Annotated in this window: 20 protein-coding genes; 5 read left to right on the top strand and 15 right to left on the bottom strand. The window is 60.6% G+C overall.

Annotated features, from left to right (window positions below):
• Window positions 1-71: 71 nt before the first annotated feature.
• From nusB to aspS, 15 genes are all read right to left on the bottom strand, one after another.
• A complete protein-coding gene (gene nusB / locus HMPREF2808_RS04735) occupies window positions 72-602 on the bottom strand; it encodes a transcription antitermination factor NusB (protein ID WP_070623999.1) in 531 nt (176 codons plus the stop codon).
• A gap of 1 nt (window position 603) precedes the next feature.
• The gene (gene efp, locus HMPREF2808_RS04730; protein WP_070623996.1) at window positions 604-1,167 is read right to left on the bottom strand and encodes an elongation factor P; all 564 of its coding nucleotides are present in this window, start codon (window positions 1,165-1,167) and stop codon (window positions 604-606) included.
• 94 nt (window positions 1,168-1,261) lie between these two features.
• Window positions 1,262-2,353, bottom strand: a complete 1,092-nt coding sequence (locus HMPREF2808_RS04725) for a M24 family metallopeptidase (RefSeq protein ID WP_070623993.1) — start codon at window positions 2,351-2,353, stop codon at window positions 1,262-1,264.
• Window positions 2,354-2,395: 42 nt separating this feature from the next.
• Window positions 2,396-2,821, bottom strand: a complete 426-nt coding sequence (gene aroQ, locus HMPREF2808_RS04720; protein ID WP_070623991.1) for a type II 3-dehydroquinate dehydratase — start codon at window positions 2,819-2,821, stop codon at window positions 2,396-2,398.
• Between the two features lie 18 nt (window positions 2,822-2,839).
• On the bottom strand, window positions 2,840-3,910 hold the full coding sequence (gene aroB, locus HMPREF2808_RS04715) for a 3-dehydroquinate synthase (RefSeq protein ID WP_070623989.1): 1,071 nt from the start codon (window positions 3,908-3,910) through the stop codon (window positions 2,840-2,842).
• A 75-nt stretch (window positions 3,911-3,985) separates the two neighbouring features.
• Window positions 3,986-4,495 (bottom strand): shikimate kinase, encoded by a 510-nt coding sequence (locus HMPREF2808_RS04710; RefSeq protein ID WP_070563060.1) that lies wholly within the window; start codon window positions 4,493-4,495, stop codon window positions 3,986-3,988.
• Entirely contained in the window at window positions 4,492-5,703 is a 1,212-nt protein-coding gene (aroC, locus tag HMPREF2808_RS04705) for a chorismate synthase (protein WP_070529862.1), read from the bottom strand. Before aroC ends, HMPREF2808_RS04710 begins: the two co-directional genes overlap by 4 nt.
• Before the next feature lie 51 nt (window positions 5,704-5,754).
• On the bottom strand, window positions 5,755-6,147 hold the full coding sequence (locus HMPREF2808_RS04700; RefSeq protein ID WP_070623986.1) for a prepilin peptidase: 393 nt from the start codon (window positions 6,145-6,147) through the stop codon (window positions 5,755-5,757).
• Between the two features lie 56 nt (window positions 6,148-6,203).
• Window positions 6,204-7,010, bottom strand: coding sequence for a shikimate dehydrogenase (locus HMPREF2808_RS04695; RefSeq protein ID WP_070623983.1), 807 nt, complete (start codon window positions 7,008-7,010; stop codon window positions 6,204-6,206).
• 4 nt (window positions 7,011-7,014) lie between these two features.
• Complete coding sequence (mltG, locus tag HMPREF2808_RS04690) at window positions 7,015-8,205, bottom strand: endolytic transglycosylase MltG (RefSeq protein WP_070563047.1); 1,191 nt, start codon at window positions 8,203-8,205, stop codon at window positions 7,015-7,017.
• Between the two features lie 22 nt (window positions 8,206-8,227).
• Window positions 8,228-8,776, bottom strand: a complete 549-nt coding sequence (ruvX, locus tag HMPREF2808_RS04685) for a Holliday junction resolvase RuvX (protein ID WP_070563044.1) — start codon at window positions 8,774-8,776, stop codon at window positions 8,228-8,230.
• A 57-nt stretch (window positions 8,777-8,833) separates the two neighbouring features.
• On the bottom strand, window positions 8,834-11,521 hold the full coding sequence (gene alaS / locus HMPREF2808_RS04680) for an alanine--tRNA ligase (protein ID WP_070563289.1): 2,688 nt from the start codon (window positions 11,519-11,521) through the stop codon (window positions 8,834-8,836).
• 67 nt (window positions 11,522-11,588) lie between these two features.
• The gene (locus tag HMPREF2808_RS04675) at window positions 11,589-12,944 is read right to left on the bottom strand and encodes a replication-associated recombination protein A (protein WP_070563038.1); all 1,356 of its coding nucleotides are present in this window, start codon (window positions 12,942-12,944) and stop codon (window positions 11,589-11,591) included.
• Window positions 12,944-14,146 carry a phosphotransferase family protein gene (locus tag HMPREF2808_RS04670; RefSeq protein WP_070563177.1) on the bottom strand — a complete coding sequence of 401 codons (1,203 nt, stop codon included), beginning with the start codon at window positions 14,144-14,146 and terminating at the stop codon, window positions 12,944-12,946. Before HMPREF2808_RS04670 ends, HMPREF2808_RS04675 begins: the two co-directional genes overlap by 1 nt.
• Window positions 14,147-14,229: 83 nt before the next feature.
• The gene (aspS, locus tag HMPREF2808_RS04665; RefSeq protein WP_070563035.1) at window positions 14,230-16,050 is read right to left on the bottom strand and encodes an aspartate--tRNA ligase; all 1,821 of its coding nucleotides are present in this window, start codon (window positions 16,048-16,050) and stop codon (window positions 14,230-14,232) included.
• Between the two features lie 204 nt (window positions 16,051-16,254).
• Between aspS and HMPREF2808_RS04660 the strand changes: the two genes are divergently transcribed.
• The 5 genes from HMPREF2808_RS04660 to HMPREF2808_RS04640 all read left to right on the top strand — a co-directional run bounded on the left by HMPREF2808_RS04660 (window position 16,255) and on the right by HMPREF2808_RS04640 (window position 21,746).
• Window positions 16,255-17,148 (top strand): KPN_02809 family neutral zinc metallopeptidase, encoded by an 894-nt coding sequence (locus tag HMPREF2808_RS04660; protein WP_070563032.1) that lies wholly within the window; start codon window positions 16,255-16,257, stop codon window positions 17,146-17,148.
• Between the two features lie 327 nt (window positions 17,149-17,475).
• Complete coding sequence (locus HMPREF2808_RS04655; RefSeq protein ID WP_210386591.1) at window positions 17,476-19,065, top strand: inorganic phosphate transporter; 1,590 nt, start codon at window positions 17,476-17,478, stop codon at window positions 19,063-19,065.
• A 128-nt stretch (window positions 19,066-19,193) separates the two neighbouring features.
• Window positions 19,194-19,916, top strand: coding sequence for a CBS domain-containing protein (locus HMPREF2808_RS04650; protein WP_070623980.1), 723 nt, complete (start codon window positions 19,194-19,196; stop codon window positions 19,914-19,916).
• A gap of 45 nt (window positions 19,917-19,961) precedes the next feature.
• Window positions 19,962-21,068 (top strand): LLM class flavin-dependent oxidoreductase, encoded by a 1,107-nt coding sequence (locus HMPREF2808_RS04645; protein ID WP_070623977.1) that lies wholly within the window; start codon window positions 19,962-19,964, stop codon window positions 21,066-21,068.
• Window positions 21,069-21,746 carry an FMN reductase gene (locus tag HMPREF2808_RS04640; RefSeq protein ID WP_070596724.1) on the top strand — a complete coding sequence of 226 codons (678 nt, stop codon included), beginning with the start codon at window positions 21,069-21,071 and terminating at the stop codon, window positions 21,744-21,746.
• The last annotated feature ends 12 nt before the right edge of the window (window positions 21,747-21,758 follow it).

Below are 21,758 nucleotides of genomic sequence, written 5' to 3'. Positions count from 1 at the left end.
AAGACAAAACTCCGGCCAGTCCACAAAGGTTAGTTGGCCGGAGTTTCGGGATTCAGGGAAAGACGTAGGCTCTACTCGGAGTCGCCTTCATCTTCCGCAGTCTCAGCGGGTTCTTCAGATTCCACGGCAGATGCCGAGTCCATTGGGCTATCCGCAGACTGGGCCTGGATGACGTCATCCAACACAGCGTGGATATAAGGTGCTGCCTTGTCATTGGAGTATTCCGAGGCAAGCTCCACGCCTTCGACGAGCGCGGTAGCGTTAGGAACGTCCGCGTTAAAGAGGATTTCCCATACCGCTACGCGCATGATCGCACGATCGACAGCCGGGATGCGCTCGAGCGACCACTCGCTGGAGAGGTAGCGGGCGATCGCGTCATCGATGTCATCCAGTTCTTCGGCAGCTCCGCTGACGATTTCACGGGTATAGTCCGCGACCGGCGCCACGCCGTTTTCAGGGTCGCGGGCCAGCTCTACGCGGTCCTCAACGATGGCTACCGGATCGACGTCGCGCGATTCAGCTTCGAAAAGAATATCCGCGGCGCGGCGACGTGCTCGGTAGCGCGCCGTGTGGCGCTTATAGTTTGGCTCTGGTTGGGTCATCTTAGTTGTTGACGCGAGAGAGGTACTCGCCGGTACGGGTATCAATCTTGAGAACGTTTCCGATCTCAATGAACAGCGGAACCTGAATCTCGGCACCGGTCTCGAGCGTTGCCGGCTTGGTGCCACCATTGGAGCGGTCACCCTGCAGGCCCGGTTCGGTGTGCTCCACCTTCAGGTCAACGGAGATCGGCAGCTCGCCGAACAAAGCCTCAGCGTCATGGAAGGACACCTGAACGCGCATGTTCTCCAGCAGGAACTTGCCAGCGTCGCCGAACTTATCAAACGGAAGCTCGAACTGCTCAAAAGTCTTATCATCCATGACCACGTAGTTCTGGCCATCGTTGTACAGGTAGGTCATGTCGCGGCGGTCGACGTTGGCGGTCTCCACCTTCACACCAGCGTTAAAGGTCTTGTCGGTCACCTTGCCAGAGACCACGTCCTTGAGCTTGGTGCGCACGAATGCCGGGCCCTTGCCGGGCTTGACGTGCTGGAACTCAACAATCTGCTGCAGCTTGTTGTCGATCTTCAGAACGAGGCCGTTCTTGAAATCAGTGGTATCTGCCATGAAATGACTCTCCCAAATAACTTGTAGTCGAAACTATGAAAACAGTGTCTAAGCATACCGTACGCGCATCAAGTACGGCGCCAAGGGGTGCTAGCTACAGCACCTGAAGGTCCTTCGGGTAAGCCGTGATGATCTTCGGGGCCCCTGAAGTGATAATGAGGCTGTCCTCGATGCGCACTCCTCCCTTGCCTGGGACGTAGATGCCGGGCTCAATGGTCAGGGTCATGCCCTCAGCCAACGTACCCTTTCCGGTTGTGGCCGCATAAGGCCCTTCATGCACGTCGAGACCAATGCCGTGGCCGGTGGAGTGAACGAAGTAGTCACCATAGCCAGCATCGGCAATAATGTCGCGGCAGGCCGCGTCGACGTCGAGAAGCTTGGCACCTGGCACCGCTGCCTTGACACCCGCTTCCTGGGCGCGCAGGACAATGTCATAGATTTCGCGGGCGAAATCAGAAACCTCACCGATGACGAAGGTACGGGTGCAGTCTGAGTTAAAGCCGCGGAGGTGAGCGCCGAAGTCAATCGTTACCAAATCGCCCTTGCGCAGTTCGCGGTCATCCGCACCATGGTGGGGCTTTGCAGAGTTCTCGCCGGAGGCCACGATGGTGTCGAAGCTCACGCGTTCCGAGCCAAGCATGCGCATCCGGTATTCAAGGTCGGCGGCCACCTGGCGCTCCGTGCGTCCAGCGGCTACTTCCCCGGCCTCGACGAGTTCGGTCAGCGCCTGGTTTGCCAAAGCTGCGATTTCTTCGAGTTTTTGAAGCTCGACATTGTCCTTGACGAGGCGAATCTTCTCTACTACGCCGGTGACAGGCACCAGAGTAACGCCCTCCGGTTTTGCTTTCTCCAGCCGCTCAAGTTGTGAAACGGTGACATAGTCGGCTTCATAGCCAACGCGAAGGTCCTCAGAAACCTGCCCCAGCAGGTGCGGGCCCACATCGCGACCGAGGCTGGCTTCGATATCCGGGACCTCTTCAGCAATTTGTGTGGTGTAGCGGCCGTCCGTAGCCATGAGCGCGGAGAGGTCCTTGCGCAACAATAGACCACCATTCGAACCGGAGAAGCCGGTAAGGTAGCGCACGTGCGTCAAATGGGTGACGATGATCGCGTCGACGCGCTGACCAGAGAGCACGGTCATGAGCTTGCGGCGGCGGTTGCTATAACGAGTATCGGCTAATGCCATATGAGAACCACTCCATTCATTTCAAGCGATACTCCATGATAGCTAATTTGCGAGGAAGTACCCCAGTGCCGCGACATATCCATAAGAGCCAAGCCCAGCGATGACACCGCGTGCTATCGGGCTCAGGTAGGAGTGCTGACGGAATGCTTCCCGCGCGTGCACATTAGATAGGTGTACCTCAACGAAACCTGGACCATCGGCTACTTCCGCTAGGGCATCGCGCAGTGCCACCGACGTATGCGTAAACCCACCCGGATTGATGATGACGGGCCAGCCTTCGTCGGCGGCACGATGCACCTGCTCGATGAGCTCGCCCTCGTGGTTGGACTGGAAGAAGACGATCTCTTCCTCCCCCGCCGCTGCGCGGACGCGACGCTCGATGTCCTCTAGGGTTTCGCTGCCATAGATTTCTGGTTGACGCTTGCCCAGACGGTTGAGGTTCGGGCCGTTGAGAACGAGAATGGTCATGGCAAACTCCTTAAGCTTTTATGAGGCGAGCTGCGCATAGGCTGCGCGTAGCTCGTCGACGGTAGCATCTTCCAAGCGCGTGGTTTCCCCGATTCCCGTGAGGGCCACAAAACGGATGTGGCCACCGCGGTTCTTCTTGTCATGGCGCATGCCATCCAGCAGCTGTTCGAAATGGCCCTGCTCATAGGTTGTGGGCAACCCAATTCGGGTGAGAATGTCGCGGTGGGTGGCTACCAGGTTGGCGTCGATAAGCCCGCGTGCGTGGGACAAGTAGGCGATGAACATCATGCCCACTGCTACCGCGCGGCCGTGGCGCCAAGTGTAGTTTTCGCGGCGCTCTACGGCGTGGCCGAAGGTGTGGCCGTAATTGAGGGTTTCGCGCAGCCCCGATTCCTTTAAGTCCTGGCCCACCACGTGCGCCTTGACCGCGATGGAACGCTGGATGAGCTCGGGCAGCAGGCCGTCGGGCTCCAGGCAAGCGGCAGGATCCGCAAGGTAATGCTCGATGATGCGCGGATCATGGATGAAGCCAGTCTTGATGATTTCTGCGGAACCGGCGACGATTTCGTCGGCAGGTAGGGTGCGCAGGTGGTCCAGATCGACAAAGACTGAGTCCGGCTCGTGGAAAGCCCCAACAAGGTTCTTGCCTGCGGCAGTGTTAATACCTGTCTTTCCACCAACGGCCGCGTCCACCATCGCTAGCAGTGTGGTCGGCGCCTGGATTACGGGGATGCCGCGCATCCACGTCGCTGCGGCAAAGCCTGCCAAGTCGGTCACGGCACCGCCGCCGAGACCAATAACGGCGTCACGGCGGCTGAAACCAGCCTCCCCGAAGGTATCCCAAAGCCGGGCAAGTACATCGAGCTGCTTAGCTGCCTCTGCATCGGGCACTTCGACCAGAGTTGCCTCAATTCCCTGTGCACGAGCTTGCTCGGCGAGGTCACCGGCAGCCTGCGCGAGCGGCGGCTGGTGAATGACCGCCACCTTAACCGCTCCAATGTCCGCCACGCGCCCAATAATTTCTGTGCTCAGACCAGTGCCAATTGTGACTTCATAAGGTGAAGGTCCATTAACCGGAATAGTGTGCATGAGTAGTGCTCCTTTGGTTGGGCTAGCGGTGATTGTGCGGCTTCATCATGAGGTTAAAGCAAAGCAGCCGGTGTTTTAGAGGGTTTCAAGGAAACTCAAAATATCGCCCACTACCTGTTGCGGGGAGCGCACACCGGTGCGCACCTTCAAATCAGCTACCTCCGAGTAAAGGGGGCGGCGCGCCTCCAAAAGCTGGGTATAGTGCGCCAATGGATCTGCAGATTCCAACACGGGGCGGTTCGCATCACCCAACGTGCGGCTTACGCCTTCTTCCGGCGTGACATCGAGGAATACGACGGTCAGGTTATCGAGCAAGGCACGTGTGGATTCGGTCAGCACTGCTCCGCCGCCGAGGCTCACGACCCCAGTGGTGGCCAGTGCCTCGCGCACCGCTTCTGCTTCTACCTCACGGAATGCCGGCTCACCCAGTTCAGAAAACACTTCACCGCAGGCCTTGCCGTAGCGGGCCTCGATCAGATCATCAGAATCAACAACGTCACAGTTCAGCGCCCGTGACAAGCGGCGACCAATCGTAGTCTTTCCAGAGCCGGGAGGCCCAACTAAGACGACGTGTGGGGAGCTCATGCTTCACCCCAATCCAGGCGGCTTGCCACATAGTCCTGGTAGGAGGCGATGTTCCGCTTAGTCTCAGCGAGGCTATCTCCACCAAACTTTTCCAACACGGCGCGCGCAAGGACCAACGCCACCATTGCTTCTGCAACAACACCAGCAGCCGGAACCGCACACACATCGGAGCGCTGATGGATGGCGGTCGCCGCTCCACCTGTGGCCATATCCACCGTCTTCAAGGCACGCGGAACTGTGGAAATCGGCTTCATCGCCGCGCGCAAGCGCAGCGTCTGGCCGTTAGTCATTCCACCTTCTAGACCGCCCGCCCGGTTAGTTTCTCGATCCACGCCGCGATCGGTTCGGACCATCTCATCATGAGCCTCGCTTCCGCGACGGCGGGCCTCAGCAAAACCATCACCGACTTCAACGCCCTTGATGGCCTGAATGCCCATCAAGGCAGCGGCGAGCTGTGCGTCGAGACGGTCCTCCCCTGACGTGTGCGAGCCCAAGCCAATTGGCAGGCCCTCCACGATGACCTCAACGATGCCGCCAAGGGTATCGCCTTGCTTCTTAGCGGTTTCAATCTCTGAGATCATAGATTCCTCTGCGGCCTTATCGCAGGCCCGAACCGGAGAAGCATCGATAGCTTCGATTTCTGCAAAGCTGGGCGACGGGCCTTCATAGGGCTCGGAGGCGCCAATCGAGATCACGTGGGAGAGCACTTCGACGCCCAATGTTTCACGGAGGAAGTTGCGTGCGACGGTGGCTGCAGCCACGCGGGCGGCGGTCTCACGCGCGGAAGAGCGCTCCAAGATGGGGCGCGCCTCCGAGTGATCAAACTTCACCATGCCAGCAAAATCAGCGTGGCCGGGGCGCGGGCGGGTCAGCGGGGCGCCGCGACCGGAAGCCATAGCTTTAGCGGACTCCGGATCCTCCGGATCCAAGGCATCGGGCGACATGATGGTGGTCCACTTTGGCCACTCAGTGTTGCCGATCATGATGGCGATAGGACTGCCCAGGGTCAAGCCGTGGCGGATGCCGCTGAGCAGGGTGAGGTCATCAGCCTCAAACTTCATGCGCGCGCCACGTCCATAGCCAAGGCGGCGGCGAGAGAGCTGGAGAGCGATGTCGTCTTGGGAAACGGGAACCCCTGCCGGCATGTGCTCAATGAGTGCAATGAGCGCTTGACCGTGAGATTCACCTGCGGTAGTCCAACGAAGCATGCGGACTATTATCGCATGCCAGGGCTTCTTTCGTGGTCACTAGGCCAACTATCACACCGTGTTGGGGCTAAAGAACACGACGAGAGTCGCAGCAAACAGCATCCCAGGACCATGCGCAGGCGCCCTATCCCGCGTGATGATTCCCCACAACACCGTGCTGAGCGCCGCCCCCATCATCGCCAACGCAACCCCTGGTAGGCCCGCTGCGTGGGCGGTCACCATTCCCAGAGGCAGAGCCAGCTTGAGGTCGCCCCCGCCCACGCTTCCTGCACGGCTAAAACGCGCCACTAACACGTACAGGCCTAGCCAGAGCAGGCCCGCCAAACTGAACCAGCACAACGATAAAGCCGCGGCCGGCAGCGTCAGAAAATTAGGCAAGCGCTTAAAACGCAGGTCATAAACAATTAAGGCGCACCCCCACGCCAAGAAAAGCACATCCCCCATAGCCCGCAGCCTACCGCGCGGAAAGACAAGGCGCACGCAGTGGTTTGGGGAACCGATCAGGGTAGCTTGAGCGCCTTGTTTAGAGCAGCCAGCATCTCTGCCCGTGGAGCGGTGTGCCCTGTAAACTGCTCGAACTGCGAATAGGCCTGGTTGGCCAACATGACGTGCCCGCCGACTGTCGGGTAGCCGTCGGCAGCGGCATAAACGGTCAACGGAGTTGGCCACGGATCATAGATAACGTCAAATACCGGAGCTTTGGCCAGCTGCGTTAGGTGCTCTTCCACGGCGGCGGAGGGAACGGTGGAGACCACGAGATCTACCGAACGCGCAAGCCCCGCGAGATCATCGCTGAACGTTGCCGCGTGGAGGGTGAGGCCAAGGTCATCAGCCAGCGGGCGCAGCTCGGCGATGCGGTCGGAGCGATTGAGCACCGTAACGTCCTGCACACCGCGCTGGGCTAGGCCCCACAGGACAGGCCGTGCGGTTCCACCTGCTCCGATGAGCAGTGCCGTCGACGGTTGGGACGTTCCAAGCAGCTCGTCGAGCGCGCCCAGTACTCCCTCGGTATCCGTGTTATCCGCACGCCACCCGTCTTCGGTGCGCACCAAGGTATTCGCGGAGCCGATGAGCTCGGCGCGTTCGCTGACGATGTTCGCGCAGGCGAGTGCGTCGAACTTGAGCGGCATGGTGACCGAAAAGCCGCGGTACTCCTCCCCCGCATCGGCGAGGAAGGCAGCTAGGTCCGTCACCTCAATCTTGGTGTAGTCCCAATCCTCCAAATTCACAGCTTCATAGCCTGCGTTATGGAGGACCGGGGACAAGGAATGAGCGACAGGGCTGCCCAGAACTGCGGCGCGGGGCATCAGGTTACTGCTCCTCAGCCGGTGGCTCGCCGGCCGGCGGCTCGCCAGCGCCTTCGCGCTGGCTGTCAAGGATGCCGGAGCGAACAGCGTCATCGACGTTGGCGAGGTGCTCGTCGTAATTATCGGTAAACACCGTGGTGCCCTTGTCGTCGACGGTGACGAAGAAGAGCCAGTTGCCCTCCGCGGGGTTCTCCATGGCCCCGATAGCTTCCTCCGAAGGAGAGGCAATCGGTGAGTCAGGGAGACCGTCCTTCGCGTAGGTATTCCAAGGAGTCTCGCGGTGGCGATCCTCATCGGTGGTGGCCAGCTCAACATCCTCGAGGCCATAGTTGACCGTGGAGTCCAGCTCGAGGCGCATCGGCTCATCAAGGCGGTTGAGGATTACACGGGCGACCTTGTCGAACTCACCGGCCGGGGACTCGCGCTCCACCAGCGAAGCCGCAGTAAGAAGCTCGTAGGGCTTGAGGCCAATTGCCTGGGCGCGGTCAACGATATTGGTGTCGTTGTACTTCTTCGTCGAACGTGTGATGAGATCCGTCAGAATCTCCTTAGCGTCCATGTTCGGATCGAGGACGTACTGGCCCGGAGCGATAAGGCCCTCAATACGCTTGGGGTCCTCACCGCGGGCACGAATTTCCTCCAATGCCCACTCCGGCGCACCCAGCTCAGCAGGATCCACCGTGGCCGCGATCTTCTCCAGCTCCTCGGCGGATACGCATTCGCCCTCCTTGCAGGAGACCTGAGAAATCAGCGAGTAAATACCGTAGCGGACATCACCGCCGACCACGTTGACGTCGAGAAGCGTAGCTCCGCCCTGCACGTCGAGGAGGTCAACCATGTTGCCTTCATCAAGCAGCGCTTCGACGGCAGACTTCGCGCTCATCTCCTCCTGAAGGCGGTAGAATCCAGGCTTGATTTGGCTCGCGCGCGGATTCGAGTTGGCCGCAGAAGAGAAAGCTTCGGGCGTCTTCACCACGTTCTTCTCCGCCAATTCAGGTGCCAGCTCGCTCATCGACGAGCCCTCCGGAACCTGAACAAGCTGGGTTACTCCATTGCCCTGCCCCTCATAGTCCAAGGTGCTGCCCCCTCCCAACAGGCGGAAACCAATGTAGCCAAGTCCACCGATGATCAGGACCAAGCTCGCAATGAGCACGGCCATGCCGCGCTGACGGCGCTTGACATATTGGGGTTCCATCGAGCGTCCGATGCGTGAAGGTTTACGGCTCACGTACTTCGTCTCCTACGTTTGAAGGGCTGTGGCCGTTCAACGCGAAATGGCGCGCATCCAGCCAGGATTGCAAAATTTCCACCGCGGCTGCTTGGTCAATCACCGAGCGACCTCGCTTCTCTGATACGCCAGAGGCCCGCAATGCGGAGGAGGCGACCACGGTAGTAAGGCGTTCATCCACCATACGCACGGGCGGAGGTTCTTTCATCCTGTCATCTTTTGCCAAGCGGCGGCGGATACGAAACGCGATTTCCTTGGCATGTTTAACACTTGATGAACCATTGCCCTTGAGATCGCGCGGCAAACCAACGGCTACCTCAACCACGTCATACTCGTAAATCAGCTCAAGCAGGCGGTCGATATCACCCTGATCGCGGTCTTTAAACCCGGTCTCACGCCGGACGGTTTCGACCGGCATGGCCAAGCGCGCGTCCCGGTCAGAGACGGCCACGCCGATGCGGACAGTACCGACGTCGAGGCCCAAACGGCGCCCCGGGCCGGGATCGTCCGCGACTGGTTTGTCGGGTTCTACGGCCATCGTGCTCCTCCTGATTCTGCGAGTCAGCTACAACTGCAGCCAACTAGGGCGCGTTCGTTAGTGGGCTTCGAGCTCATCACGGACGGCGTCGAAGGCCTGCTGGAGACCTTCAGCGTTGGCGCCGGAACCTTGAGCCATATCGGGCTTTCCGCCGCCCTTGCCGTCAACATAGCCAGAAATAACCTTGACCAAGTCACCAGCCTTGACGCCGCGCTCGACGGCAGGCTTAGTGGCGCCAACGATGAACGGGAGCTTGCCGCCCTCGTTCTCCGATGCCAGGACAACCACACCGGCGACATCACCGAGACGGTTCTTGATATCCGAGGCCAACGTGCGCAGATCACCGCCGTTTACTCCGTTAGGAAGTTTGACCGATACGAGGGTGAAGCCATTAACGGTGGTCGCACCAGAAATCATCTCCGCGGTCTGCGACATGAGCTGGGCCTTGTGCAGCTCCGCAATCTGCTTCTCAGCGGCCTTGAGCTTCTCCGTCAGCTGCGCGATGCGCTCCGGAAGATCCTCAGTCTGCACCTTGAGCTCGCGGGACACGCCTTCCACGAGTGCGGTCTCCTTGGAGTAGAAGCGGAATGCATCCAGACCCGAATAAGCCTCGATACGGCGCGCGCCCGAACCCACGGAGGATTCGCCAAGGACAGACACCGGGCCAATCTCAGCGGTGTTCTTCACGTGCGTACCACCGCAGAGCTCGATGGAGAACGGGCCACCCATCTCCACGACGCGGACCTCGGAACCGTAGTTCTCACCAAAGAGGGCCATCGCGCCCATCTCCTTGGCCTTCTCCAAAGACGTCTCGATGGTATTGACCGGGAAGTGCTGGTCCACCGCCTGGTTCGTCACCAAAGCGATCTCATCGAGCTGCTCCTGGGTGAGCTGGTCGGTGTAGTTGAAGTCAAAGCGCAGGTAGCCGGGTCGGTTCAAGGAACCAGCCTGGACTGCAGTCGGGCCTAGCACCTGGCGCAGCGCTGCGTGGATAAGGTGCGTCGCCGAGTGCGCCTGCACGGCGCCGTGGCGCCATTGTTCATCAACGGCAGCCGTCACGCCGTTGCCCAACTCAAGCCCACCGGCGGTCACCGTAGCCTTGTGCACCCACAGCTTCTTGCCAATCTTCTGCACATCGTTGACCTCAAGGAGGGTCTCGCCCGCGAAGATTCGACCATGGTCGGCGGTCTGGCCACCGGCTTCAGCATAAAGCGGCGACTGGTCCAGGATTACCTCGACGGTATCTCCTGCCTCGACCTCGGTTACCTTCTGACCATCGCGCACAAGGCCGATGACCTTGGCCTCGGACTCCAGGGTTTCATAGCCCGTGAACAACGTCGGGTGGTTATCCACCCACTCGCGGTAGAGCGACAGGTCAGCATGACCATGCTTCTTAGCCTGATTATCGGCCTTGGCGCGGCGGCGCTGCTCGCCCATGGCGGCGTCGAAGCCTTCCATGTCTACGGTCAAACCGGCTTCCTGAGCCATCTCCAAGGTCAGGTCGATGGGGAAACCATAGGTATCGTGCAGCTCAAAAGCCTTCTCGCCGGAGAGGACCTTCGGGGTGGCCGCACGAGAGGTGCTCTTCAGTTCCTCCACGGCTTCGTCGAAAAGCTTGGTGCCTGACTCCAGCGTCTTCAGGAAGGCCTTCTCCTCCGCCACGGCAACGCGCAGGATACGCTCGCGGTTGTCGGCGATCTCCGGGTAGGACGGGGTCATGGTGTCCATGATGGTGTTCATGAAACGCTCCATGGTCTCACCCTTCGCGCCAAGCAGCTTGGCGGAGCGGATGATGCGGCGCAGCAAGCGACGCAGAATGTAGCCACGACCCTCGTTACCGGGGGTAACGCCGTCCAAAATGAGCATCATGCCGGTACGCGAGTGGTCCGCCACCACGCGGAAGCGAATGAGGTCTTCCTTCGGAGCATCCGGAACGTACGTCGCACCGGTAAGTTCCTCGGCTACGTCGATGACCGGGCGCAGCAGGTCCGTCTCGTAGACGTTGTCCACACCCTGCAGGATGCAGGCCACGCGCTCGATGCCCATGCCGGTATCAATGTTCTTCTTGGGCAGCTCGCCCACGATCTCGAAGTTGCCCTTGCCGATGCCTTCGCCACGCTCGTTCTGCATGAAGACCAAGTTCCAGATCTCCATGTAGCGGTTATCATCCGCAATCGGGCCGCCATCCTGGCCATATTCCGGCCCGCGGTCATAGTAGATCTCAGAGCACGGACCGCACGGCCCGGGAATACCCATGGACCAGTAGTTGTCTTCCATGCCTAGGCGCTGAATACGCTCGGTGGGCACGCCGATCTTGTTGTGCCAAATATCGGCCGCCTCATCATCGTCGAGGTAGACCGTGACCCACAAACGCTCCGGGTCGAGGCCCAAACCGCCTTCATCGACGGAGGTGGTCAGCAGGTTCCAGGCGTGGGTAATTGCGCCTTCCTTAAAGTACTGGCCAAAGGAAAAATTACCCGCCATCTGGAAGAAGGTATTGTGACGGGTGGTAATGCCCACTTCCTCGATGTCCAAGGTGCGCACGCACTTCTGGATAGAGGTCGCCGTGCCGTTAGCAAAAGGCGGGTTCTGCTGGCCCAGGAAGTAGGGCTTGAAGGGAACCATGCCGGCGTTAACGAAGAGCAGGTTCGGGTCATCCAGGATCAGCGACGCGCTGGGGACGGCCTCGTGGCCGGCCTTGACGAAGTGCTGGGTAAAGCGTTCCCGGATCTCATGAGTCTTCACGAGCAAAATTCCTTCACTGTTGAATGGTTTCTAGTCAGCGCTCAACTTTACCCGTCCGGTGCTGTGCTTAGCGACGCCGCCCCCGGATGATGTCCCGCAGCCTTCCCAGGTACTCGCGCACACGCTTCTCCGCGCCATGGTCGGTGGGGTGATAGTACTCGGCATCCGCCAGCGTCTCCGGCAAATACTGCTGGGACAGTACACCGCGCGGATCATCATGCGGGTACTGATAGCCCACTGCATTGCCCAAGCGTTTCGCTCCCTCATAATGGCCGTCGCGCAGGTGCGCGGGCACATGCCCGCTCTTGCCGGCGCGAACGTCGGCCTGGGCCGCGTTGATGGCGTTGATAACGGAATTGGATTTCGGTGCCGTAGCGAGATGGATTGTCGCCTGAGCCAGCGGAATACGCGCCTCGGGTAATCCGATAAGGGCCGCGGCCTCCGCTGCGGCCACGGCAGTGGGCAGCGCGGTGGGATCAGCCATTCCGATGTCTTCGGAGGCATGCACGATAAGCCGGCGGGCGATGAAACGCGGGTCTTCGCCTGCCTCAATCATGCGGGCCAGGTAATGCAGCGCGGCATCCACGTCGGAACCGCGGATGGACTTAATAAACGCGGAGACCACGTCATAATGCTGGTCGCCGTCGCGGTCATAGCGCACCACCGCGCGATTGACGTTTTCTTTGAGAACCTCAACGGTGAGTTCACCGCCATCGGGCACTGCCTCGGCCGCCGCCTCAAGATAGGTCAGTGTGCGCCGAGCATCGCCCCCGGCGAGCAGCACCAGCTGGTCTAGAGCATCGTCCGTTGCGGTGATCCTTCCCGCCAATCCCCGCTCGCTGGTCAATGCGCGCTCGGCGAGGGTGCGCAGGGAGGCGTCGTCCAGCGGCTCCAAGTGCAGCAACAAGGAACGCGAAAGCAGCGGGGCCACGACGGAAAAGGAAGGATTTTCGGTGGTGGCGGCCACGAGCAGCACGGTGCGGTTTTCGACGGCCGCGAGCAGCGCGTCCTGCTGAGTCTTGGAGAAGCGGTGCACCTCATCGATGAACAGCACGGTGCGGCGCCCTTGAATCAGCTCACGGCGGGCGTGGGAGATCACCTCTCGAACCTGCTTCACACCGGAGTCCAAGGCGGAAAGCCCAATGAAGTTATCTCCCAAGGAAGATGCGATGAGTGAGGCCAGCGTCGTCTTTCCGGTTCCCGGCGGCCCGTACAGGATGACGGAGGCCTCGCCTGAGCCTTCCACCAGCCTACGCAGCGGGGTTCCCGGCTCCAGGAGGTGCTTCTGCCCCACTACTTCATCGAGGTTTTGCGGCCGCATGCGCGCGGCCAGCGGCGAACCGGGGTGGGTTGCAAACATATCGGGGCCACCCGGCAGGCTTGGCGCTGACTGGTCATCGCCGAAGAGTGACTCCTGCCCCATCAGGGCTCCCGGAGTCGAGAGGCCACGGCTCGCCCAAACTCGGCGACCGCAGAGCACCCGTCATTGCTACATTGCGCGGCAAACCGCGACAGCGCTTCGAAGGTCTCATAAAGATCGCGCCGAATCAGTATTTCATCCTCGCTGAACGGACCATGGTCGGATCGACGAAGCAGAGAACGGTGCGGGTCACGGTAGATCTCAGCGTTGCCTTCCGCCAACGCGACGACCCCTTCGATCCCGCCGGCATACATCGTGGTCACGCTCGACAGAGCCCAACCGATGAGGCAGGAGACGAGCAACTCGTGCAGCGTCTTCTCATCGGCGAGCTGCGGCCAGACATCGACAATGCGGCGCTGCCAGGCATGGATGAAAAGCCCCGCCTCGGCATCAGTGATCGGCCGAGAAAAAAGAAACTGCGGGAAGCCGGCCACCACGCAGGCCACGTCAAAGCCGACGTTGCGGAAACCGGCCCACTCATAGTCCAAGAAGGTCAGCGTTGAGCCGACGATGATGTTGTCTGGGGACAGGTCGAAGGGAGTAAAAGCGCGGTTGCGGCCAGAACTCAGACTCTGCATGGCGGCACGGGCCAATGTGCGGACGTGTTCCGGCGGTTCCAGTCCTGCCTCGCTGAGGATATCCGCACCAATCAGAATGGAGCTCTGCAAGGAATCATCGCGCAATGCCTGGTGCTCAGCGTATTCGGGATGCCGACGTAACTGGCGCTTGAGCAGGGCGTCATAGTCTTCTTCGCGCCCGGCGGTCCCAGCATGCATTTTGCCCAACGCGCTGCCCAGAGCCCTGAGCAGCTCGCCGCGGTCTTCATCACCGCTGCGCGCAAGGGTGTCCGCCAGGGTGTCGCCTTCGCCGGCGTCGGACAGCACAAGAATGCGCTTGTCCACGTCGTGCGCGAGCAACACAGGTCCTGGGCGGACCTCCTCAGACAGCGCCGTGGTGAACTGATAGGCCACCACTTCACGGAGAAGTGCGGCGTCATCAATAGTGTGCCCGGTGACCGGGTTGTACTTGATGACGACCGAACGATGCGGGAAGAAGGCGCTGGGAGTCGTCCGAGCACGAAGTACCACGGCATTGCCCGAGCCGGTGAGTTGCTCAACGTCACTCAGCTCAGGCTCCCCGCCATAGCGGCGCGAAATCATCTGTGAGGCTTCTGCTACCACGACATCAGCCACAGAATTATTCATGGACTCGTGTCCCGTCGGATTCACTTGCTTGCCTGCTTCCACTTGTTGTCGGCCCAATGAGGTACACCCATGGTGTGGGGCCTTTAGGACTCCTTCCCAGCCTTTTCACCCTGGGCAGCCTTCGCAGCCTTCTCCGGCTTGAAGTCCACACCGGTCTCCTTGCGCTGCGCGGCGGGGATGGTGCCGGGGGCGTCGGTCAGCGGGTCGACGCCGCCACCGGACTTCGGGAAGGCGATGACATCGCGGATGGACTCGAATCCACCCAGCAGGGAGACGATGCGATCCCAGCCGAAAGCGATGCCGCCGTGTGGCGGAGCACCGAACTGGAAGGCGTCGAGCAGGAAGCCGAACTTCTCCTGGGCTTCTTCTTCGCCGATGCCCATGACGTCGAAGACGCGCTTCTGCACATCCTGGTCGTGGATACGGATGGAGCCGCCGCCAATCTCATTGCCATTGCAGACAATGTCGTAGGCATAAGCCAAGGCCTCTCCCGGGTTCTGGTCAAAGTTATCCAGGTACTCCGGCTTCGGCGAAGTGAAGGCGTGGTGGACTGCAGTCCACTTGGAGTGGCCCAAAGCCACGTCACCCGAGGCGGTGGCATCGGCGGAGGGCTCGAAGAGCGGTGCGTCGACGACCCAGGTGAAGGCCCAGTCGCCGTCCTTGATGAGGTCGAGCTTCTTCGCAATCTCACCGCGAGCTGCGCCCAGCAGCGCACGGGAAGCCTTGGTCTCGCCGGCAGCGAAGAAGATGGCATCGCCCGGCTTGGCGCCGACGTGGGCGGCAATACCCTCGCGCTCGGCATCCGTGATGTTCTTGGCTACCGGGCCACCCAATGTGCCATCCTCAGCAACGGTGATGTAGGCCAGGCCCTTCGCACCGCGCTGCTTTGCCCACTCCTGCCATGCATCGAACTGGCGGCGCGGCTGGGAGGCTCCGCCTTCCATGACGACGGCACCGACGTATTCGTTCTGGAAGACGCGGAAGGTGGTGTCCTTGAAGAAGTCCGTGCACTCCACGATCTTAATGTCGAAGCGCAGGTCCGGCTTGTCGGAACCGTAGTACTTCATGGCATCGGCATAGGTCATGCGCGGGATGGGGGTCTTGATTTCGTAGCCGATGAGCTTCCACAGGGCGGAGACGATCTCTTCTGCCAGAGCAATGACATCATCCTGGTCCACGAAGGACATTTCGACGTCGAGCTGCGTAAACTCCGGCTGGCGGTCAGCACGGAAGTCCTCATCGCGGTAGCAGCGAGCGATCTGGTAGTAGCGCTCCATTCCGGCGACCATGAGCAGCTGCTTGAACAGCTGCGGGGACTGCGGGAGCGCATACCAGCTGCCCGGCTTCAGGCGTGCCGGCACGAGGAAGTCACGGGCGCCCTCCGGGGTGGAGCGAGTCAGGGTCGGGGTTTCGATCTCAGTGAAATCGTGGCTGTCCAGGACCTGGCGGGCAGCGCGGTTCGCGGCCGAGCGCAGGCGCAGTGCCTCGTGCTGGCGCTCGCGGCGCAGATCCAGGTAGCGGTACTTCAGGCGGGTCTCCTCACCGACCTCACCGGAGGAGGATGGATCATCAATCTGGAACGGCAGCGCTGCGGACTTGTTGAGTACCTCCAGGTCCGTGACGTTGACCTCGATCTCGCCGGAGGCCAGGTTCGGGTTGGCCGAGCCCTCCGGGCGGGGCTCCACGACGCCAGTGACCTTGACGCAGTACTCGGAACGCAGATCGTGGGCGCGCTCAGCTACCTCGGTCTCGCGGAAAACAACCTGGGCAACGCCGGAGCGGTCACGCAGGTCAATGAAGATAACACCACCGTGGTCGCGACGGCGTGCGACCCACCCCGTCAGGGTGACGGTCTCCCCCGCCAACTCCTTGCGCAGTTCGCCTGCCAAATGTGTACGCAGCACTCTCGTTCAATCCCTTCTCATCGTTGACGCTCACACCCACTCACGCCACGCGTAGACAGCACGCGCCGAGGGATGCAAGTACTTGAACGGCCCAAGTCTACCGCCCGCACCGGACTTGCTCAGCGCTAGGGTGAGCACCGCGCGCATGGCGGTGCACCCACTATCGAGCAGACACCACCACCAGCATGTGGCAAAATCTGGAGCATGACTTTTAAATCTGGCGCCAATTTTGATGGTAAGCGAGCAAGCTCCGGCGGTGGAGGCCGCGGCGGCATGATCGCTACCGGCGGCGGCATTGGTTCGCTCCTCCTCATCGGCCTCTATCTCCTTCTCGGCGGCGATCCCGGCGCCATCACCGGAAGCGATCCCCAGGCCGACCAGACCCAGGTCGGCCCCGAAGAAAGCGGGGAGGACGCGTTTGCGCACTGCCAAACCGCTGAAGACGGCAACAAGTATGACGATTGCCGCGTCATGTTTGCGGCCCAGTCCGTGGACAAGGTGTGGGCGCAGCAGCTACCAGACCAGGCTGGCATCGACTACGTCGAACCTGGCCGCGTCATTTTTAACAACACCACTATGTCGGGCTGTGGCCAGGCCTCCGGCGCCACGGGCCCGTTCTACTGCCCGGCGGATGAGTCGGCCTACTTCGACACCGCCTTCTTTGATCAGCTCCGCAACTTTGGCGGCGATAACGCCCCATTGGCACAAATGTATATCGTGGCCCACGAATTCGGCCACCACATTCAAAAGCTGGAAGGAACTCTCAGCCTGTCGAATTACAACGAACCCGGCGAGGATTCCAACGCGGTGAAGATTGAGTTGCAGGCCGATTGCTATGCCGGCCTGTGGGCGCACTACGCCGACAAAGGTGACGATGCCCTGCTCGAAACCATTACCGAGCAGCAGGTGACTGATGCTGTCAACACTGCACGCGCCGTGGGTGATGACAATATTCAGCGCCGCTCAGGCGGCGAAGTACGCCCCGATACGTGGACGCACGGCTCTTCCGAAGACCGAGCGCAGTCGTTCCTCGCCGGTTATAATTCCGGCAAAATGGAGCAGTGTGACACCTTAGGCCGTGGGGTTTACAAGTCTTAGGGTCTTAAGAAGCGCCCACCCCAAGGTCGCACCACCCCCAAATGTGCCCCATTAGCCCAGATTAGATTCACATACACCAGATGTTTACCTGCCGTACACCTTAATGCCTTAAGGTAGTCAAGTTCCCGCCGGTTCGTGGTGGGTTCCGCTCTGTCTTTAAAAGCATAAAAGAACTGCGCGTGATGTCATTATCACCTGCACCGCGGCAGGTATGTCGCTGCCCGGGCCAACGCCGAATGCGCCCCGCCCGCGGCCTGCTCACACTGTCTCATCACGCAGCGTTCTCTTCATGAAAGGAACGACGTCTTGAGCACCGCCACGCCGACGATGCCTGATCTTGAGTCGATGAATGGCAAGAACAAGGACTGGATTTGGCACCTGTTCTTCGGCGCCATCACGGCTGTCACCCTGATCTTTTTCATCATTTGGGGCAACGGAGAAGTTGCTGAGGGAACCAACAAGGTAGTCCTTGTTACAGCAATTATCTTCGCTGTCTTTATGGCCTTCAACATTGGCGGCAATGACGTCGCCAACTCCTTCGGTACCTCCGTGGGCGCGGGAACCCTCTCCATGAAGCAGGCCCTCGCTGTCGCGGCGGTCTTTGAGGTATCCGGTGCCATCCTCGCCGGCGGCGAGGTGACTGATACGGTCCGCTCCGGAATCGTTGACCTCGATGCCATCGATGGCCTCGACCCGATGGAATTTGTCTACATCATGATGGCGTCACTGCTCGGCGCTGCCATCTGGCTTTTGGTAGCCACCCGCATGGGTTGGCCGGTTTCTACCACCCACTCCATCGTCGGCGGCATCGTCGGCGCCGCTCTGACCGTCGGCTTCATCACCGGTAAGGGCGGCATGGACATGGTGCAATGGGGCGGAATTGGCACCATCGCTTTCTCCTGGGTGCTGTCTCCGGTTCTCGGCGGTATTGCCGCGTACCTCCTTTTCAAGTGGATCAAGTCTTCCATCTTGGTGTACAACGACGCCGCAGACGAACGCCTGCGTGACATCAAACTTCGCCGCGCCGAGCTGCGCAAGGAGCACAAGACCCGCTTTGAGCGCATGAACGAGCTGCAGCAGATCTCCTATACAAATGCGATGGCTCGCGACGCCGCTCTTACCGCCGAAGAGGACTACGACCCAGAGGCTCTCGAGTCCGACTACTACCGCGATCTGCACAACCTCAACAAGGATCTCGAGGATGTCAATGCACACCGCGCGCTCGAGAACTGGGTTCCGCTGCTCGCGGCTCTGGGTGCCGTGATTATCTCCGCGATGTTGCTCTTCAAGGGTCTGAAGCACACCGGCATCGATGTCACTGCCCTAGAAACTTTCCTGGTCATGGGCATGGTTGGAGCCATCGTCTGGATGGCCGTCTTCATCTTTGCCCGCTCCCTGAAGAAGAAGTCCCTGAAGCGCTCTACCTTCCTCCTCTTCTCCTGGATGCAGGTCTTCACCGCCTCCGCCTTTGCGTTCTCGCACGGTTCCAATGACATCGCCAACGCCATCGGCCCCTTCGCTGCGGTCTTCGATGTCTTGCAGACCAACCAGATCTCCGATGAAGTTTCCGTGCCGCTGCCGGTCATGGTAGCCATGGGTATCGCCTTGGTTGCCGGCCTCTGGTTCATCGGCCGCTTCGTCATCCAGACCGTTGGTTCTGGCCTCACCCAGATGCACCCCTCCTCCGGTTTCGCCGCCGAGCTGGCCGCTGCTGCCGTCGTCATGGCCGCTTCCCTCTTGGGCCTGCCGGTCTCCTCGACCCACATCCTCATCGGTGCCGTCCTTGGTGTCGGCATTGTGAACCACGCCGCCAACTGGAAGCTGATGAAGCCCATCGCTTTGGCATGGGTCATCACCCTTCCGGCGGCCGCCGCCATCGCTGCGGCGACGGTGTCCATCCTGCGCGTCGTCTTCTAAAGGTCAACGCATCGCGCATACCGCATTCTCGCCGTGAGTTTCCCCGACCACCGGGGTTGCTCACGGCGAGATTTTTCTTATCGCTTGAGCCTTAAGCACAAATCCAAGAACCCGTACACTTAGGCGGCATGAGCGACAACTCCTTGGCCAGATTCTTTTCCGCTTTTAATGACATTGAGCAGTTCCTCCGCCAAGCTATCGGGGCAAAGAACTCTGATTCTTTCTGGTGGATTGTTGATCGCGCGCACGACAAACACCTTTTGAGCAAGCGCCAAGCAGAACAGCTGAAGGACTTTAGCAACCTCCGCAACGCCATCGCCCATGGCCGCTACTTCAGCGGTGAGCCCATCGCTACCCCACACCCTCACGTCATCAAGCAGCTCGAAAACCTGCAACGCCTGCTCACGGATCCACCCACAGCGCAGGCTCTGCTCGCTAGCCGTGATGTGACCACCCTTGCCCCTGACACCCCGATCATGGAGGCTTTGAAGCTTATTAACACGACCGGCTATTCCCAGATCCCAATCTATGAATCCGGGACTTACCAGGCGCTTCTCACCACCAACGTCATTGCACGATGGGTTGCGGCAGATCTCGGTGATGACGGTGTGATTAACGCGGCGTCGATTAGCACTGTGCTGGAATTCGCAGAGCGCAAGGACCGCGCAGAGTTCCTGCCCCGCACCGCCAGCGCGCAAGAGGTCATCGATGCCCTCACCGACCCTGCGGCAGACGGCACCCACCCCGGCGCGGTCCTCCTCACCGAGCACGGCAAACCTTCCCAACTTCCTGTATCCATTGCTACGCCTGCCGACCTCGCGACATTGGTTGCTGCAGTCGAATGGGAATAACTCCCCTCCCTAACCTTGTTGACATGACATAGAAAGGAGGATGTCATGCAATTTGGAGTCTTTAGCATCGGCGATGTCACCCAGGACCCGACCACCGGCCACACCCCCACTGAGGCCGAGCGCATCCGCGCTATCACGGAGATTGCCCTCAAAGCAGAAGAGGTGGGCCTCGACGTCTTCGCCACCGGCGAGCACCACAACCCGCCCTTTGTGCCTTCGGCCCCCACCACCCACCTGGCATACATTGCGGCACAGACGAAGAACCTTCAGCTCTCCACTGCCACCACGCTGATCACTACCAACGACCCTGTTCGCCTCGCGGAGGACTACGCATTCCTCCAGCACCTGGCAGATGGGCGCGTCGACCTCATGCTAGGCCGCGGCAACACCGGCCCGGTTTACCCGTGGTTTGGCAAGGACATCCGTGAGGGCATTCCGCTCGCAGTGGAGAACTACCACTTGCTGCGCCGCCTCTGGCGCGAACCCGTCGTGTCCTGGCAAGGAAAGTTCCGCACCCCGCTGCAGGGTTTTACTTCCACGCCCGCGCCTCTCGATGGCATCCCACCCTTTGTCTGGCACGGCTCCATTCGCTCCCCACAGATTGCGGAACAGGCGGCTTTTTACGGCGATGGCTTCTTCCACAACAACATCTTCTGGAACAAGGAGCACACCGCGAAGATGGTGAACCTCTACCGCAATCGCTACGAGTCCTATGGCCACGGCCGCGCCGACCAGGCCATCGTGGGCCTCGGCGGGCATGTCTTCATCGCGCCCACGGAGCAGCAGGCAAAGGACTTCTTCCGCCCCTACTTCGACAATGCCCCGGTGTACGGTCATGGCCCCTCCTTGGAGGAGTTCACGGCACAGACCCCGCTCACCGTAGGCACCGTAGAGCAGGTGGTGGAGCGCACACTACAGTTCGCAGATTGGGTGGGTGATTACCAGCGCCAGCTCTTCCTCATCGACCACGCCGGACTGCCTCAAGAGGTGGTGCTCGAGCAGATCGAAATCCTTGGTACACAGGTGGTGCCCGAGCTGCGCCGCCGCTTTGAGGAACGCTGCGCAGATCATGTACCTTCTGACCCGCCCACCCATGCCACGCTCGGCGCTTATGCCCCGCACGCGCTGGTCAACCCTGGAGAGGAGAAGTAGTTGCGCTCTCTCGTACTCGTTACGGCTGGACTCTCATCACCCTCCTCGACGCGTGCACTTGGCGACGCCCTCTCCGCCGCCACCACCGCCCGCGTTAGTGCCCGAGGTGAAGGCGTCGACGTGACCGTCGTTGAGCTGCGCGAGCTTGCCGGCGAATTGGCAGAAGCCATGACCAACTGGGTTTCACCCACACCCCGCCTCCATGCCGCGCAGACTGCCGTGACCAAGGCGGACGGTCTCATCGCCGTCAGCCCGGTGTTCCAGGGCAGTTATTCGGGTTTGTTCAAGATGTTCTTCGACACTTTGGAGCCGCATTCACTGGAAGGACTGCCCACGCTCATCGCTGCCACTGGCGGCTCAAGCCGGCACGCGCTTGTGCTCGACTATGCTCTGCGCCCGCTGCTTAACTACCTGCATGCCACAGTGGTCCCCACCGGGATCTTCCAGGCCACGGAAGACTTTGGCACTGCAGAAGGCGCGCGCAATGACAAACGCATAGAACGCGCCGCCGAGGAGCTAGCGGACCTCATGGTGCGCCCGCTCGACCGGGTCTCTGGACTTGCCGGGAGGCTCGGCGAGGCGGAGGAAGCGCCCCAGGGGGAGCTATCACAGGACGTCGATCCAGACCCTTCAGGATTCCGCGCGCTGCTTTCCCGCCACGACGGGCAGCCGAGCTAAGCGGTTGCGGAG

The sequence above is a fragment of the Corynebacterium sp. HMSC078A10 genome, from assembly GCF_001811565.1.
Classification (GTDB): domain Bacteria; phylum Actinomycetota; class Actinomycetes; order Mycobacteriales; family Mycobacteriaceae; genus Corynebacterium; species Corynebacterium hesseae.
This window is presented reverse-complemented; position numbering and strand designations above follow the sequence as displayed.

What these genes read in the sequence shown, in the direction of transcription:
- HMPREF2808_RS04710 (WP_070563060.1), bottom strand. Translation starts at nt 4,495, where the DNA reads ATGAGCTCCCCACACGTCGTCTTAGTTGGGCCTCCCGGCTCTGGAAAG.
- HMPREF2808_RS04645 (WP_070623977.1), top strand. Translation starts at nt 19,962, where the DNA reads ATGCAATTTGGAGTCTTTAGCATCGGCGATGTCACCCAGGACCCGACC.
- HMPREF2808_RS04695 (WP_070623983.1), bottom strand. Translation starts at nt 7,010, where the DNA reads ATGCCCCGCGCCGCAGTTCTGGGCAGCCCTGTCGCTCATTCCTTGTCC.
- HMPREF2808_RS04725 (WP_070623993.1), bottom strand. Translation starts at nt 2,353, where the DNA reads ATGGCATTAGCCGATACTCGTTATAGCAACCGCCGCCGCAAGCTCATG.
- aroQ (WP_070623991.1), bottom strand. Translation starts at nt 2,821, where the DNA reads ATGACCATTCTCGTTCTCAACGGCCCGAACCTCAACCGTCTGGGCAAG.
- efp (WP_070623996.1), bottom strand. Translation starts at nt 1,167, where the DNA reads ATGGCAGATACCACTGATTTCAAGAACGGCCTCGTTCTGAAGATCGAC.
- nusB (WP_070623999.1), bottom strand. Translation starts at nt 602, where the DNA reads ATGACCCAACCAGAGCCAAACTATAAGCGCCACACGGCGCGCTACCGA.
- HMPREF2808_RS04675 (WP_070563038.1), bottom strand. Translation starts at nt 12,944, where the DNA reads ATGGGGCAGGAGTCACTCTTCGGCGATGACCAGTCAGCGCCAAGCCTG.
- HMPREF2808_RS04700 (WP_070623986.1), bottom strand. Translation starts at nt 6,147, where the DNA reads ATGGGGGATGTGCTTTTCTTGGCGTGGGGGTGCGCCTTAATTGTTTAT.
- HMPREF2808_RS04660 (WP_070563032.1), top strand. Translation starts at nt 16,255, where the DNA reads ATGACTTTTAAATCTGGCGCCAATTTTGATGGTAAGCGAGCAAGCTCC.
- HMPREF2808_RS04670 (WP_070563177.1), bottom strand. Translation starts at nt 14,146, where the DNA reads ATGAATAATTCTGTGGCTGATGTCGTGGTAGCAGAAGCCTCACAGATG.
- aroC (WP_070529862.1), bottom strand. Translation starts at nt 5,703, where the DNA reads ATGCTTCGTTGGACTACCGCAGGTGAATCTCACGGTCAAGCGCTCATT.
- mltG (WP_070563047.1), bottom strand. Translation starts at nt 8,205, where the DNA reads ATGGAACCCCAATATGTCAAGCGCCGTCAGCGCGGCATGGCCGTGCTC.
- ruvX (WP_070563044.1), bottom strand. Translation starts at nt 8,776, where the DNA reads ATGGCCGTAGAACCCGACAAACCAGTCGCGGACGATCCCGGCCCGGGG.
- HMPREF2808_RS04655 (WP_210386591.1), top strand. Translation starts at nt 17,476, where the DNA reads ATGCCTGATCTTGAGTCGATGAATGGCAAGAACAAGGACTGGATTTGG.
- aroB (WP_070623989.1), bottom strand. Translation starts at nt 3,910, where the DNA reads ATGCACACTATTCCGGTTAATGGACCTTCACCTTATGAAGTCACAATT.
- HMPREF2808_RS04650 (WP_070623980.1), top strand. Translation starts at nt 19,194, where the DNA reads ATGAGCGACAACTCCTTGGCCAGATTCTTTTCCGCTTTTAATGACATT.